The following is a 15,645-nucleotide window of genomic DNA, read 5'->3' as shown; positions in this document are numbered from 1 at the left end:
GACGCCGGATAGATGAAAGCAAGCCAAACACGCATCAAGAACAGTATTGCAGAAAAGGGGGTAACCATAGATGTGGGAGCGAGCCTGCTCGCGAAGAGGCCAGCACATTCAACATCATTGCAAGCTGACCCACCGCCTTCGCGAGCAGGCTCGCTCCCACAGGAGTTTTGGGGTGACTGTAAGATTTGTATCCAACACAAACCCTTTCTATCTAACCGCCACTCATGTTCATGAACCGCACAATCTGCACTTCCCCACCCGGGTTGAAGTCATGGCGCAATGGCTTGCCACGCAACGCCTGGTGCACCGCCTGGATCACCGGTTGGTCGTCCAGCGGATAACGCCGCAGCAAACCGCGCAGGTCGAGGGAATCCTCTTGCCCGAGACACAACAGCAAGCGCCCTTCGACGGTCATGCGCACGCGGTTGCAACTGGCGCAGAAGTTGTGGGTGTTGGGCGAAATGAAACCGATCCGGGTATCCGGATGACGCTCCAGGCGCACATAGCGCGCCGGCCCGCCGCTGCTCTCGGCGCTGTCGAGCAGGCGATGATGGCGGGCGATCTCGGCCCGAACCTCATCGCTGGAACAGAACGACTCGCCCCGGGAACGCCCGACCTCCCCCAACGGCATTTCCTCGATGAAGCTGATGTCGATGCGCTGCTCGATGGCGTATTGCACCAGCGCCGGAACTTCATCGAAGTTGCGTCCCTTCATGACCACGCAGTTGAGCTTGATCCGTTCGAACCCGGCGACCTTCGCCGCTTCGATGCCGGCCAGTACCTGGTCCAGGTTGCCGTTGCGGGTGATCGCCCGAAAACGTTCGCCGTCCAGGCTGTCGAGGCTGATGTTCATGCGCTTGACCCCGGCCTCGACCAGCGGCTGGGCCAATCGCCCCAGCTGCGAGCCGTTGCTGGTCATCACCAGTTCCCGCAGGCCGGGCAATGCCGCGATCTCACGACACAGCCCGACGATGCCCGGACGGATCAGCGGCTCACCACCGGTCAGGCGGATTTTCTTCACCCCCAGGCCGACGAACAGCCGCGCCAGGCGCTGCAACTCCTCCAGGGTCAACACTTGCTGACGCGGCAGGAACGTCATGTTTTTCGCCATGCAATACACACAACGAAAATCACAACGATCGGTCACCGACATCCGCAAATAATCGATCTGGCGCCCAAATCCGTCCTGCAACACCGCGTTCATGAAGATCTCCCGATTGAGCCCGTGTTCACTGCACCAGCGGCGAGTCGGCGCCCTGAAGGTGAATGCCGCGAATATCCGCCGCACCGATCAGGGTTTGCAGGTACTGCACCAGCGCTTTTTGCCACACGCCCTGCTGCAACTGGGTACGAATCGCCGTCGCCACCGCCTCATACGGCAATGGTTGGCCATCGATTCGCTGGTCGATGCTGATCACGTGCCAGCCGTAACGACTTTCCAGCGGTTTACCAGCCAGGCCCGCCGGCAGGGTGAACAATTGGCGCTCCAGTTCAGGCACGGTCTGGCCCTTGCTGATCTGCCCCAGCGAGCCGCCCTGCTCCTTGGATGGACACGCCGAATGCTTCAGCGCCAACTCGGCAAAACTGCCCGGGAACTGCTCCAGCCGCTCCAGCAGCAGCTCGGCCTGTACATGGGCCAGGCTGCGCGCCTCGGCATCGTCCGGCGCACATTCGAGCAGGATGTGCCGCACCGCCAGCAACGGTGCGCTGTGAAACCGCGCCCGGTTGCTTTCGTAATAACGCAGGCAGGTGGCCTCGTCGCACTGCGGCACCTGCACCTCACGTTCGAGCAACAGCCGCGTGGCCGCCTCCTCTTCGTTCTCACCGGCGCCGACCTGCAATGCCAGGCCCAGCTCGGCGATACGCTGTTGCAGCAATTCACGGATCACCAGGGCCCGTGCCGCTTGATAAACCGCATCCTCGCGGCTTTCCGCCGGGTGATATTGCAGCTCCTGGGCCATCGCCTGCGGGGTGACCGACACCCCGTTGACGCTGATGATCGGCCACTCCTGCTCACTGCTGGCAATCAACTGTGGCGCTTCATCCTCCGCCACCGGCCCGGCCTGGGCCGGCTCGAACTGCACCGCCCCCGCCGGTTCGGCATCGGCCACCGGCGCGATCACCGGTGCCGCTTTTGCCGAAGAACCGCAGCCGCCGCTGCCGCCACCACTACCGCCACATCCGCATCCACTCGCCATGATCTTCTCCTCAGAACTTCTGCCGAACGATTTGATAACGACGCCCCAGGTACCAGACCGGCGCACTGATGATATGGACCAGACGGGTGAACGGGAACAACACGAACAGGGTCAGGCCCAACACCACGTGGAGCTTGTAGACCAGGCCCACCGGCGCTATCGCTGTAGCAGCTTCGACCGGACGCAACAGCACGGTGTTCTGGGCCCAGTCGGCCAGCATCACCATCACCGAGCCGTCCATATGGGCGGTGGACGCCACGATGGTCATCAGCCCCAGTACCAGTTGCACCAGCAGCACCACCAGCACGAGGATGTCCGAGACATTGGAGGTGGCGCGAACCCGTGGGTCGGTCAGGCGACGGTTGAGCAGCATCACCAGGCCGATCAGGCCCAGTACGCCGAAGAAACCGCCGGAAACCATCGCCAGCAACTGCTTGTTCTCGGTGCTCAGCACGTGGTGGTAGATCGCCGAGGGTGTCAGCAGGCCGACGAAGTGCCCGGCCAGCACGAACAGCACGCCGATGTGAAACAGGTTGCTGGCCACGCGCATGCCGCGCTTGTTGAGCATCTGGCTGGAACCGGCCTTCCAGGTGTACTGGGACAGGTCGAACCGCGCCCAGCTACCGATCAGGCAAATCGCCAGGGCGACATAGGGGTAGACCCCGAACAACAACAGATCCCATTTAGACATTGCCCACCTCCCCGGCTGGCGCTGCGGCCCGCCCTTCATGCTGAAAATCCACCCAGTGCAGCGGCACCGCACTTTCGTCCCGCGCCTTGCCCGGCGCGCTTGGCATCGAGCTGCAACGGTCTTGCTGCTCGGCCTTCATGAAATCGACCGCCTCTTCTTCCCAGATCTTGTCCAGGGCTTCGAGGGAGTCATCCCGTGGCTCGGCCTTCACTTGCTCACGCAACTCGGCCACGGCCACCTGGGGCTCGGCCCCGGCAATTTGCAGCAAGGCCCGGAAGCAACTGGCGTAGGCGCTTTCACGCTCGTCCAGGCGCGCCGCGAGCAAGGCCAGCAGGTGCGCTACGTCGGCCAGGCCCTCGCGGGCTTCGATGTCTTCGCGGGTGGACAGAAACTCCAGGTACAGCGGGATGTAGTCAGGCAGTTCCTTGACGCCGATGGCGAAACCGGCCTCTTCGTACTGGGCCATCATGTCGACCATGGCCTGGCCACGGTCGCGGGATTCGCCGTGGACATGTTCGAACAACAGCAGCGACAGCGAGCGACCGCGGCCGAACAGGGCACCGTAGTGCTCCTGGCCATCCATCAGGTCCTTGCCGCAGACCACTTCCAGCAACTCGAACAACCCGGCGCGCTGGTTGGGGCTGATTTCCCGTGCTTGGAGAATCGCTTGTTCCAGCTCATCCCGACCGGCCACCAGGGTCTCGGTCGGGTAATCGAGCAGCAACGAAATCACCTTGAGAATGCGCATGCTCATTCCTCCCACAACTGCACGGTTTTGATCACGTCGCGGCGGTTGGCCTTCTTGCCACCGAACATGTTGGTGTCGGAGCTGCCACTGCAACCGCTGCCAAAGCTGAAGCCGCAACCGGAGCGCTCGGCGAACGCGTCGCTCATGGCGTCTTCGCGGTGGGCACTTGGCACAACGAAACGGTCTTCGTAGTTGGCGATGGCCAGGTAGCGGTACATCTCTTCCACCTGGTTCACGCTCAAGCCGACGTCGGCCAGCACTTGCAGGTCCTGCACGCCGTCGACCTGCTCGGAACGCTTGTAGGCACGCATCGCCAACAGACGCTTGAGGGCAAGCTTGACCGGTTTTTCATCACCGGCGGTGAGCATGTTGGCCAGGTAGCGCAGCGGGATGCGCAGGCTGTCGACATCCGGGATCACCCCGTTCATGCCCACCGTGCCGGCCGTCGCAGCGTTCTGGATCGGTGACAGCGGCGGCACGTACCAGACCATTGGCAAGGTGCGGTATTCCGGGTGCAGCGGCAGTGCGAGTTTCCAGTCCACGGCCATTTTGTAGACCGGCGAGCGTTGCGCCGAATCGATCACCGACTGCGGTACGCCATCGGCCAGGGCCTGGCGAATCACCGCTGGGTCGTTCGGGTCGAGGAAGATCTCCAGTTGTTTCTCGTACAGGTCCTGTTCATTGGCGGTGCTTGCCACTTCGCTGATGCGATCGGCGTCATACAGCAGCACGCCGAGGTAACGGATGCGGCCAACGCAGGTTTCAGCGCAGACGGTCGGCATCCCGGCTTCGATGCGCGGGTAGCAGAAGATGCATTTTTCCGACTTGCCGCTCTTCCAGTTGAAATAGATCTTCTTGTACGGGCAGCCGCTGATGCACATACGCCAGCCGCGGCATTTCTCCTGGTCGATCAGGACGATGCCGTCCTCCTCGCGCTTGTAGATCGCACCGCTCGGGCACGACGCCGCGCACGCCGGGTTCAGGCAGTGCTCGCACAGGCGCGGCAGGTACATCATGAAAGTGTTTTCGTACTCGCCGTAGATGTCCGCCTGGATCTTGTCGAAGTTCTTGTCCTTGCGCCGCTTGGCGAATTCAGTGCCGAGGATTTCCTCCCAGTTCGGGCCCCACTCGATCTTCTGCATGCGCTTGCCGGACACCACCGAGCGTGGTCGCGCGGTGGGCTGGTGCTCGCCCAGCGGTGCGGTGTGCAGGTGCTGGTAGTCGAAGTCGAACGGCTCGTAGTAATCGTCCAGGCTCGGCAGGTCCGGGTTGGCGAAGATGTTCGCCAGCACGCGGAACTTGCCGCCGATGCGCGGGTTGATCGAACCGTCAGCGTTGCGGATCCAGCCGCCTTTCCACTTGTCCTGGTTTTCCCACTCCTTGGGATAGCCGATGCCGGGCTTGGATTCGACGTTGTTGAACCAGGCGTATTCCATGCCTTCACGGCTGGTCCAGACGTTCTTGCAGGTAATCGAGCAGGTGTGGCAGCCGATGCATTTGTCCAGGTTCAGGACCATGCCGATTTGTGAGCGAATCTTCATCTCAGTTCTCCTCGATATCAGTCGGCAGTGGACGCGGCAAATCATCGCCACTGGAACCATCGAGCCAATCGACCTTGACCATCTTGCGCACCACGACGAATTCGTCGCGGTTGCAACCGACCGTGCCGTAATAGTTGAAGCCGTAGGCCTGTTGGGCGTAGCCGCCAATCATGTGGGTGGGCTTGAGCACCACGCGGGTCACCGAGTTGTGGTGGCCGCCACGGGTCTTGGTGGTTTCCGAACCCGGCACGTTCACGATCCGTTCCTGGGCGTGATACATCATCACCATGCCTTCCTTGACCCGTTGGCTGACCACCGCACGGGCAGTCAGCGCGCCGTTGACGTTGAAGCATTCGATCCAGTCGTTGTCCTCGATACCGGCGCGCTTGGCGTCGATTTCCGAGAGCCAGACAATCGGTCCGCCACGGCTCAAGGTGAGCATCAGCAGGTTGTCGCTGTAGGTGCTGTGGATGCCCCACTTCTGGTGCGGGGTGATCCAGTTCAGGACGATCTCGGTCTCGCCATTGCTGCGCTTGCCCTTCACGCCGGCGATGGTGCGGGTGTTGACCGGTGGCCGATAGCTCATCAGCTGCTCGCCGAACGCCTGCATCCACGGGTGATCCTGGTAGAACTGCTGGCGACCGGTGATGGTGCGCCATGGGATCGACTCATGGACGTTGGTGTAGCCGGCGTTGTAACTCACGTGATCGTCTTCCAGGCCGGACCAGGTCGGGCTGGAGATGATTTTGCGTGGCTGGGCCTGGATGTCACGGAAGCGAATCGCCTCGTGCTCCTTGGAGATGGCCAGGTGGCTGTGGTCGATGCCGGTGAATTCCGACAGCGCCGCCCAGGCTTTCAGTGCGACATGGCCGTTGGTTTCCGGCGCCAGGGACAGGATCACTTCGGCAGCGTCGATGGCGCTGTCGATTTTTGGCCGCCCTTGGCTGATACCCGCCTCGACTTCCTTGTGGTTCAGCTCACCGAGGAATTTCACTTCGGTTTCGGTGTTCCAGTTGATGCCCTTGCCGCCGTTGCCGAGTTTTTCCAGCATCGGGCCCAGGGAGGTGAACTGCTTGTAGATGTTCGGGTAGTCGCGTTCCACCACTTGCAGGTTCGGCGCGTTCTTGCCCGGGACCGGCGCCACACCGGCACTTTTCCAGTCGGTGCCGCCGAATGGCTGGGCCAGTTCGCCGACGCTGTCGTGCATCAGCGGTACGGTGACCAGGTCCTTCTCGACACCCAGGTGGCCGACCGACATGGCGGAAAACGCCTTGGCGATGCCCTTGTAGATTTCCCAGTCCGAACGCGATTCCCAGGCCGGATCGATGGCCGCCGACAGTGGGTGAATGAACGGGTGCATGTCCGAAGTGTTCATGTCGTCTTTTTCGTACCAGGTAGCGGTCGGCAAGACGATGTCGGAATACACGCAGGTCGAGGACATGCGGAAGTCCAGGGTGGTCACCAGGTCGAGCTTGCCAATGGCGCCCTCGTCGACCCATTCGGCTTCGGTGGGCTTGCACTCGGTGCTATGGCCGATGTCTTCATTCATCACGCCGTTCTTGGTGCCCAGCAGGTACTTGAGCATGTACTCGTGGCCCTTGCCCGAAGAGCCCAGCAGGTTGGAGCGCCAGATGAACATGTTGCGTGGGAAGTTCACCGGGCTGTCCGGCTGCTCGCAGGCAAAGCGCAGGGAACCGTCCTGCAGCGACTTGACCACGTAGTCCTTGGGGTCCATGCCCGCGGCGGCGGCATCGCGGCAGATGTGCAGCGGGTTGGTGTTGAGCTGCGGTGCGCTCGGCAACCAGCCGGCCCGTTCGGCGCGGATGTTGTAGTCCAGGGCGTGCTCGGGAAATTGCGATTTGTCGGCCAGGGGCGAGAGCACATCGTGCATGCTCATCTTCTCGTGGCGCCATTGCGAGCTGTGGCCGTAGAAGAAACTGGTGCCGTTCATCTGCCGTGGCGGACGGTTCCAGTCCAGGCCAAAGGCCAGGGGCAGCCAGCCGCATTGCGGACGGAGTTTTTCCTGGCCGACATAGTGGGCCCAGCCGCCGCCGGTCTGGCCGACGCAACCGCAGAGCATGAGCATGTTGATCAGCCCACGGTAGTTCATGTCCATGTGGTACCAGTGGTTCATCGCCGCACCGACGATGATCATCGAGCGTCCACGGGTCTTGTCGGCGTTGTCGGCGAACTCGCGGGCGATCTGGATCGCCTTCTCGCGGCTTACGCCAGTGATCTGCTCCTGCCAGGCCGGGGTGCCAGGCACCGAGGCGTCGTCATAGTCCTTGGCAACGTTGGCGCCGCCCAGGCCACGGTCGATCGCCAGGTTGGCCGCCGACAGGTCGAATACGGTGGCAACTTTCGCCACGCTGCCATCGGCCAGCACCACGCTGTGCACCGGCACCCGCCGGAACTGCACCGCGTCACCGGCCACGTGCTGGAAGTACTCCTGGGCTTCGCCGGCGAAGTACGGGAACGCGACCTCGGCGACGTCGCCGCCGATCAGGCTCAGCTTGAGGTCGATCTCACGGCCCTCGCCGCCTTCACGGGGCAGGATGTTCCACTTGCCCTTCTCACCCCAGCGATAGCCGATGGAGCCTTGGGGCGAAACCAGTTCGCCGCTGGCATCCAGGGCGATGGTTTTCCATTCCGGGTTGTTGTCCTGGCCGAGGTTGTCGGTCAGGTCGCTGGCCCGCAGGAAACGGTCCGGCTGGTAACCCGCACCCGGCGCGGCGCCGAGCATCGGTTTGAGCATCACCAGCACCGGCAGGTCGGTGTAGCGCTTGGCGTATTCGGTGAAATAGGCGCTCGGCTTGTCCAGGTGGAATTCTTTGAAGATCACATGGTTGAAGGCCTGGGCCAACGCGGCGTCGGTGCCCTGCTTGGGGTTGAGCCACAAATCGGTGAGCTTGGCGACTTCCGAATAGTCCGGGGTGATCGCCACGGTCTTGGTGCCCTTGTAGCGCACCTCGGTGAAGAAGTGGGCGTCAGGGGTACGGGTCTGCGGGACGTTGGAGCCCCAGGCAATGATGTAGTTGGAGTTGTACCAGTCGGCCGATTCCGGCACGTCGGTCTGCTCGCCCCAGACCATCGGCGAAGCTGGCGGCAAGTCGCAATACCAGTCGTAGAAGCTCAGGCACACGCCACCGATCAGCGACAGGTACCGCGAGCCGGCGGCATAGCTGACCATCGACATGGCCGGGATCGGCGAGAAGCCCACCACCCGGTCCGGGCCGTGTTCCTTGACGGTGTAGACGTTGGCCGCGGCGATGATCTCGTTGACTTCTTCCCAGTTGGAACGGATGAAGCCACCCATGCCGCGCTTGCTTTTATAGGAGTCGGCCTTGGCCTTGTCCTCGACGATGCTGGCCCAGGCTTCCACCGGCGGCAGGGTCTGCCGGGCTTCGCGCCACAGCTTGAGCAATGGCTTGCGGATTTTCGGGTACTTGAGCCGGTTGGCGCTGTAGATGTACCAGCTGTAGCTCGCGCCGCGAGGGCAGCCGCGTGGTTCGTGGTTGGGCAGATCGTTGCGGGTACGCGGATAGTCGGTCTGCTGGGTTTCCCAGGTGATCAGGCCGTTCTTGACGTAGATTTTCCACGAGCACGAACCGGTGCAGTTCACCCCATGGGTGGAACGCACGATCTTGTCGTACTGCCAGCGCGAACGGTAGACGTTCTCCCAATCGCGAGATTCCTTGCGGGTCTCGCCGTGTCCGTCTGAAAACTCGCCTTGCTTGCGGTTGAAAAACCGCAGTTGATCCAATAAATGACTCACAGTGTCTTCCTCTCAGGCTTGCTCCGCGGGGTCTGCGCCCCGCCCACGCAATAGTTGAATTCGTCTTAGCAGGGTGTCGCCGCGCCTTTGCGGGCGTACCACCACCAGGTCACCACGATGCAGCTCAGGTAGAAGCCGACGAACATGTAGAAGGCCATCTCCGGGCCGCCGGTCAGGGCCATCGAAGTGCCGAATGATTTGGGAATGAAGAAGGCTCCGAAGGCGCCCATGGCCGAGCTGAAACCCAGCACGGCGGCCGATTCCTTGCCGGCGTTCTTGATCGCTTGTTCACGCAGCTCGGGCTTTTTGCCCAGGGCGGCTTTTTCATGCAGGGTGCGGAAGATCACCGGGATCATGCGGAAGGTCGAACCGTTGCCCACGCCAGTGGTGATGAACAGCAACATGAACATGCCCAGGAAGCCGTAGAAGCTGCCGCCCTCGCCGTTCTGCGGAAGAAAGTGCAGGACGCCGAACACCATCACGATCATCAACACGAAGTTCCACAAGGTGACCTTCGCACCACCGAGCTTGTCCGCCAGCCAGCCGCCCAGCGGCCGTACCAGCGCGCCCACCAGCGGGCCGAGGAAGGCGAATTTCAGGGCGATGACTTCCGGGAACGAGGTCTTGATCAACAGCGGGAAGGCGGCGGAGAAACCAATGAACGAACCGAAGGTGGCCAGGTACAGCCAGCACATCAGCCAGTTGTGCTTGCGCTTGAAGATCACCGCCTGTTCGCTGAACGAGGCGCGAGCGCTGGACAGGTCGTTCATGCCGAACCAGGCGATCACGGTGATGGCGAGGATGAACGGCACCCAGATGAAACCGGCGTTCTGCAACCACAGCGAGCTGCCGTCGGCCAACACCTGTGGCTGGCCGCCCATGAAGCCGAACACGCCGAAGGAGATCACCAGCGGCACGCTGAACTGCATCACCGACACGCCCAGGTTACCCAGCCCGGCGTTCAGACCCAGGGCGGTGCCCTGCTGGGACTTGGGATAGAAGAAGCTGATGTTGGACATGCTCGAGGCGAAGTTGCCGCCACCAAAACCGCAAAGCAATGCGATCAGCACGAACACGCTGTAGGGCGTGGCCGGATCCTGCACGGCGAAGCCCATCCACAAAGCCGGTATAAGCAACGACGCCGTGCTCAGCGCGGTCCAGCGACGCCCGCCGAAGATCGGCACCATGAACGAGTAGAAGATGCGCAAGGTCGCGCCGGACAGGCCTGGCAGCGCCGCCAGCCAGAACAATTGGTCGGTGCTGAAGCTGAAGCCGATGGCGTTCAAGCGCACGATCACCGTGCTCCAGACCATCCATACCGCGAAGGCCAACAGCAGCGCCGGGATGGAAATCCACAGGTTGCGCCGGGCGGTCAGTTTGCCGCTACTGCCCCAGAAAACAGGGTCTTCCGGGCGCCAGTCATGAATGACCGGGCCCTTTTCAGGCGTTTGCAGAACGGACATGTTCTTCTCCTTGGGCAATGCTGGAAAACGGGGATTGAGTGGCCGGCGGCTGTTTACCCAGCAGCGGGCGCTTGCGCATTTCGCTGAAGTACATCCAGGCCAGGGAGACCCAGACCACGCCGTACATCAACATGAAGCAGGACGAGCGCACGCCGGTGAGGTCCACCAGGGCGCCAAACATGATCGGCAGCACGAACCCGCCCAGGCCGCCGGCCAGGCCGACGATGCCGGACACCGCGCCCATGTTTTTCGGGTAGTCGTTGGCGATGTACTTGAAGACCGAGGCCTTGCCGAACGCGAAGGCGATACCCATCACGAACAGCAGCACGGTAAACAGCGTGGGGCTGAGACCGATGTGGAAATCGACGATGCCGTTGACGGTCTGCACTTGCAGTTGAGTCTGGGGATAGGAGAGCAGGAACAGGCAGATCCAACTGACCCACAACACCCACCAGGTCACGCTCTGGGCGCCCCAGCGGTCGGACATCCAGCCCCCGACGGCGCGCAGCACGCCACCGGGCAAGGAGAAACACGCCGCCAGCAGCGCCGCGCTTTGCAGGCTGAAGCCGTATTCCTGCACGTAGTACTTGGTCATCCACAACGCCAGGGCCACGTAGCCGCCGAACACGATCGAGTAGTACTGGCAGTAGCGCCACACGGCCGGCTCTTTCAGGGTTTTCAATTGCTCGCGCAACGTCGCGCCGCCGGTGCCGCTGTGTTCCTTTTTCTCGGTGGTGAGAAACCAGAACAACAGCGCGGTGATGAACAGGATGGCGCTGAACACTTTTGGCACCAGGTGCCAGGAGCCTAATGCGATCAACGCCGGGGCGAGGAACTTGGTCACCGCCGCACCGGCGTTGCCGGCGCCGAAGACGCCCATGGCAAAACCCTGGTTCTGCTTGTCGAACCACTTGGCGACGTAGGCGATGCCCACCGAGAACGAGCCACCGGCCAGGCCGACGAACAGGCCCAGCACCAGGAACTGCCAGAAGGCCGTGGCGAGGGTGATCAGGTACAGCGGCAATACGCAGGCCAGCATCAGCAGGAAGAACACGATCCGTCCGCCAAAGCGGTCGGTCAGAAGCCCCAGGGGCAAGCGCACCAGCGAACCGGTCAACACCGGCGTGGCGGCCAGCAGGCCGAACTGGGTTTCATTGAGGGCCAGCAGTTCCTTGATCGGAACCCCCAGCACGGCAAACATCATCCAGACCATGAAGCACACGGTGAAGGCCAGGGTACTCATCCCTAGTACCAGCCCTTGTTGCACTTGCGCTCGCATCACGATGCACTCCGTCAGTTCGATTGAGCGCAGCCTAGTGATACGAACCCCGCGAAAACTTGACTTGGGTCAACGTGTGCCGGGGCGGTCCAGGCCTATGCTTGGCCCGTCTACCTCCAAGGAGGTAGGCCCGGATATTGATACAACCCTTTATTTATCAATACCTTGATCAAGTCTGCCGAAGCTTTTATGGAAATGGAGCGGCCGACAACTCTTTAGAGGTAGTGCGCCCAGGATTGGCTGCTACACCCCCAGGTCCAGGGCGCCCCCTATGCTCGCTTCACAGTTTTGCCTCGCGGGCCCGCGTCGATGATGCGTTGGCTGCGCAGTTCCCTGCCCGCTCGCGCCGGGCTGGCGGTGATCCTGATCGCCATCCTGGCCCTGGCCAGTTCCTTGAGTGCCGGGTTGATCGCCTGGTTCAGCCAGGGCGACGCTGCCGCCATCAACACCGCCGGCTCCGTGCGCATGGAGACCTACCACCTGAGCTGGAAACTGGCGGCGGGGGCCAACGACGACATCCCGGCGATCATCGCCAGCCTGCAACAACGCCTCGACAGCCCTGCCCTGCGCGCCGTGCTGGAAGATGGGCCGGAAACCTCCCTGCACAAGAGCTATCGCGACCTTGTGCAGCGCTGGAACCAGGCCTTGCGCCCGGCCATCGAGCGTGGTGACTCGGCGTTTTTCCAGGCCAATGCCAATGCCTTCGTCAACCAGTTGGACCGGTTTGTCACCCTGCTGCAGCGCCAGAGCGAGCACAAGCAAGGCTGGCAGCAGGTGATCCAGGGCGCGGCGCTGTTCAGCACCATGATCATCCTGCTGATCGGCCTGTATGAATTGCAGTACGGCGTGGTCACGCCCTTGCAGGAGCTGGTCGACGCCACCCAGCGCTTTCGCCGTGGCGAATTCCAGGTACGGGTCAATCACCAGTCCGAAGATGAACTGGGCCAGTTGGCGACCAGTTTCAACACCATGGCCGAGACCATCGAACAATCGCACCGCACCCTGGAAAACCAGGTCCAGCAAAAGACCCTGAACCTGCAACAGGCCAACGCCGCCCTGGAGCTGCTGTACCAGAGCAGTCGCAGCCTGGCGACGCGACAGGCCAATGCCGAAGGGCTGGATGAATTGATCCGGCGCTTCCAACAGCGCCTGCCGGGCCTGCGCCTGACGCTGTGCCTGCAAGGGCAATTGCAATCACCGGCCAGACACCTGCTGGCGTTGCATGGCGCCGACAGCCGCCAGGTCTGCGCCAGCAGCGATTGCGCCAGTTGCCATAAACACAACGCGGCACGCCCGCAGGCTTTCAGCATCAGCAACCAGGGCAACGAACTGGGTGAGCTCAAGGCTCATTTTGTCGACGGCCACGCCGCGCAGCCCTGGGAAACCGCATTGATCCAGGCCCTGGCCAACCTGATCGGCACGTCGCTGTCCCTCAAGCGCCAGCGCGAACAGGACCATCGCCTGCTGCTGCTCGATGAACGCACGATCATTGCCCGCGAGCTCCACGATTCCCTGGCCCAGGCCTTGTCGTACATGAAGCTGCAAGTCAGCCGCATGCAGACCCTGATGCGTCGGGGCGAACCGGTGCAGACCCTGGAGACCGTCACCGGCGAGCTGCGCGAAGGTCTGAACAACGCTTATCGTCAACTGCGTGAACTGCTCACCACCTTCCGCCTGCAGATTCACGACGACGGCCTGGTCGAGGAACTCAAAGACACCGCCGAGGAGTTCTCCAACCGAGGTGATTTCCAGGTGCACCTATTCGTCGACACCCTGGCCTTCGAGCTGTCGGCCAGCGAGCAGATCCACATCCTGCAGATCACCCGCGAGGCTTTGTCCAACTGCCTGCGCCACGCCCATGCACAAAACGCCTGGCTCGAACTGCGCCAGGAAGGCGAGACCGTGCGGCTGTCGATCGAAGACGATGGCCGGGGTTTCACTGGCGAGGTCGACCAGCGCGAACACCATGGCCTGAACATCATGAACGAACGGGCCCGCAGCCTGCGCGGCCAACTGCAGATTCTCTCCCGAGCACCCCAGGGCACCCGTATCCAGGTGCATTTCCAACCGGAATTCCTGGGCCAACACACCGAAGGCCTCGCAACATGAACGCCCCCCTGCGTCACACCCTGCTACTGGTCGACGATCATCCGATGATGCGTCGCGGCATTCGCCAGATGCTTGAGCTCGAAGACGATTTGCAGATCGTTGGCGAAGCCAGCCACGGCGAAGAAGCCCTGAGCCTGATCGAACCGCTCAAGCCCGACCTGGTGCTGCTGGACAACAACATGCCGCAGATGAACGGCATCGAGACCCTGCGCCGGTTGCGCGCCATGCACTACACCGGCAAGGTGCTGCTGTTCACCGTGTCCGATGCCGAGGACGACATCCGTGATGCCTTGCGCCTGGACGCCAACGGTTACCTGCTCAAGGACATGGAGCCGGAGCTGCTGATCCAGTACATCCGCGACGCCCTCAACGGCGCCCTGGTGATCAGCCCCGGCCTGACCCGCGTCATGGCCCAGGCGCTGCGCTCGCCACCGCGCCAGGCCGATGTGGAACTGACCGAGCGCGAACGCCAGGTACTCAAGACCATCGCCGGCGGCTACAGCAACAAGGTCATCGGGCACAAGCTGGGCATCACCGAAGGCACGGTCAAGGTGCATGTGAAGAACCTGCTGCACAAGCTCGGCTTGCGCTCACGGGTCGAAGCCGCGGTGTGGGCGATGGAGCATTTGCGCGGGGCGGGTTAGCCCAGCAAAACACACCAACTGTGAGCAGAGCCTGCAGGAAAAAAACCTGTGGGAGCAAAGCTTGCTCGCGATAGCGGTGGTTCAGCTTGCGCAAATGTTGAGCGTGCTGCCGCCATCGCGAGCAAGCTTTGCTCCCACAGGGGATTGGCAGCAGATCTGGATTTCCTCCCCCATAGGATTTGTGTCTTGATCGCGCAGCCCATCCCTCTTCCGAGGTAGGCCTGCCGAGGCATAGGCCGACGGCGATTTGGGCTCTACCATGACGGCACGCGGAGGTACGCCATGCTGACCCACCCTTCCATCGTTTTACTGTTGCGTCGTCATCACCTGTTCAGCCAACTGCCGGAGCGGGTCTTTGAAGATGTCTGCAGCCTGGCCGTCCTCAGGCGCCTGGACTGCAACAGCACGCTCATGCACCAGGGCGATCCGGCCAAGCGGTTTTTCTTGCTGGTCAGTGGTCAGATCAAGCTGTTCCGGGTGACCGGTGAGGGCCAGGAGAACCTGGTGGAAATCATCCAGCCCGGCCAGACCTTCGCCGAGGCCCTGCTGTTCAGCGAGGCTCGTTGCTATCCGGTCAGTGCGTCGGCGATCAAGGACAGCGTGCTGGTGAGTATCGAGGGCACCCATTACCGCAAGGCCCTGGAGGACCAGCCCAAGGTCTGCCTGGCGATCCTGGCGAGCATGAGCATCCATCTGCACCAGCGCCTCAAGGACATCGATAACCTGACCCTGGCCAGCGCCAGTCGGCGGGTGATCAATTTCCTGCTGCAGGAGCGGGATCCGCGCGATGGTCAGGTGGTTTTGCAGGTGTCGAAGCGTCTGGTGGCTTCCAAACTGGGGATTCAGCCGGAGACGTTTTCGCGGATTCTTCATCGGTTGGTGGATGGGGGGTTGATTGCCATGGAGCGGCGTCAGATTCGTATCTTGTCCGAGGGTGAGCTGGAGGCTTATCAGCAGTAGGTTTCTTTGTGTGAATATCCATTTCTTCGGTAACGGCTACTTAGGGTTCCGCCCTGACGGCGGCTCACTTTTGAGAAGCGCAAAAGTAAGCAAAACGCTTTTTGCCCCACCACTCGGTGCCTCGCTTAGGCTCGGCATTCCCTCACTCCGGCATTGCTCCGTGGGCCGCCGCGAAGGGCCATCCATGGCCCAGAGTGTGTAAAAACCGATAAAAACATCGTCGGCACGTAGTGCCGA

Annotated in this window: 11 protein-coding genes; 3 read left to right on the top strand and 8 right to left on the bottom strand. The window is 62.1% G+C overall.

What is annotated here, in order from left to right:
• Nucleotides 1-211: 211 nt before the first annotated feature.
• The 8 genes from moaA to ASC85_RS25845 all read right to left on the bottom strand — a co-directional run bounded on the left by moaA (nt 212) and on the right by ASC85_RS25845 (nt 11,695).
• Complete coding sequence (moaA, locus tag ASC85_RS25880) at nt 212-1,204, bottom strand: GTP 3',8-cyclase MoaA (protein WP_057451912.1); 993 nt, start codon at nt 1,202-1,204, stop codon at nt 212-214.
• 25 nt (nt 1,205-1,229) lie between these two features.
• Nucleotides 1,230-2,198: a peptidylprolyl isomerase gene (locus ASC85_RS25875; protein WP_057451911.1), complete on the bottom strand. Its 969-nt coding sequence runs from the start codon at nt 2,196-2,198 to the stop codon at nt 1,230-1,232.
• A gap of 10 nt (nt 2,199-2,208) precedes the next feature.
• Nucleotides 2,209-2,889, bottom strand: a complete 681-nt coding sequence (narI, locus tag ASC85_RS25870) for a respiratory nitrate reductase subunit gamma (protein WP_057451910.1) — start codon at nt 2,887-2,889, stop codon at nt 2,209-2,211.
• Nucleotides 2,882-3,637 carry a nitrate reductase molybdenum cofactor assembly chaperone gene (gene narJ / locus ASC85_RS25865; protein WP_057451909.1) on the bottom strand — a complete coding sequence of 252 codons (756 nt, stop codon included), beginning with the start codon at nt 3,635-3,637 and terminating at the stop codon, nt 2,882-2,884. Before narJ ends, narI begins: the two co-directional genes overlap by 8 nt.
• A gap of 2 nt (nt 3,638-3,639) precedes the next feature.
• Nucleotides 3,640-5,178 carry a nitrate reductase subunit beta gene (gene narH / locus ASC85_RS25860; protein WP_003202449.1) on the bottom strand — a complete coding sequence of 513 codons (1,539 nt, stop codon included), beginning with the start codon at nt 5,176-5,178 and terminating at the stop codon, nt 3,640-3,642.
• Between the two features lies 1 nt (nt 5,179).
• On the bottom strand, nt 5,180-8,953 hold the full coding sequence (locus ASC85_RS25855) for a nitrate reductase subunit alpha (protein WP_057451908.1): 3,774 nt from the start codon (nt 8,951-8,953) through the stop codon (nt 5,180-5,182).
• Nucleotides 8,954-9,018: 65 nt separating this feature from the next.
• Nucleotides 9,019-10,416 carry a NarK family nitrate/nitrite MFS transporter gene (locus ASC85_RS25850; protein WP_057451907.1) on the bottom strand — a complete coding sequence of 466 codons (1,398 nt, stop codon included), beginning with the start codon at nt 10,414-10,416 and terminating at the stop codon, nt 9,019-9,021.
• The gene (locus ASC85_RS25845; protein WP_430458904.1) at nt 10,394-11,695 is read right to left on the bottom strand and encodes an MFS transporter; all 1,302 of its coding nucleotides are present in this window, start codon (nt 11,693-11,695) and stop codon (nt 10,394-10,396) included. The genes ASC85_RS25850 and ASC85_RS25845 overlap by 23 nt, the downstream gene beginning before the upstream one ends.
• Before the next feature lie 309 nt (nt 11,696-12,004).
• Between ASC85_RS25845 and ASC85_RS25840 the strand changes: the two genes are divergently transcribed.
• The 3 genes from ASC85_RS25840 (at nt 12,005) to ASC85_RS25830 (ending at nt 15,408) form a co-directional block, all read left to right on the top strand.
• Entirely contained in the window at nt 12,005-13,804 is a 1,800-nt protein-coding gene (locus ASC85_RS25840) for a HAMP domain-containing protein (RefSeq protein ID WP_057451905.1), read from the top strand.
• A complete protein-coding gene (gene narL, locus ASC85_RS25835) occupies nt 13,801-14,448 on the top strand; it encodes a two-component system response regulator NarL (RefSeq protein ID WP_057451904.1) in 648 nt (215 codons plus the stop codon). Before ASC85_RS25840 ends, narL begins: the two co-directional genes overlap by 4 nt.
• Before the next feature lie 282 nt (nt 14,449-14,730).
• The gene (locus ASC85_RS25830) at nt 14,731-15,408 is read left to right on the top strand and encodes a Crp/Fnr family transcriptional regulator (protein WP_057451903.1); all 678 of its coding nucleotides are present in this window, start codon (nt 14,731-14,733) and stop codon (nt 15,406-15,408) included.
• Nucleotides 15,409-15,645 lie beyond the last annotated feature (237 nt).

It is taken from the genome of Pseudomonas sp. Root401 (assembly GCF_001425105.1).
Lineage (GTDB): Bacteria > Pseudomonadota > Gammaproteobacteria > Pseudomonadales > Pseudomonadaceae > Aquipseudomonas > Aquipseudomonas brassicacearum.
The sequence above is the reverse complement of the archived record's forward strand: the minus strand, read 5'-3'. Positions and strand labels throughout refer to the sequence as shown.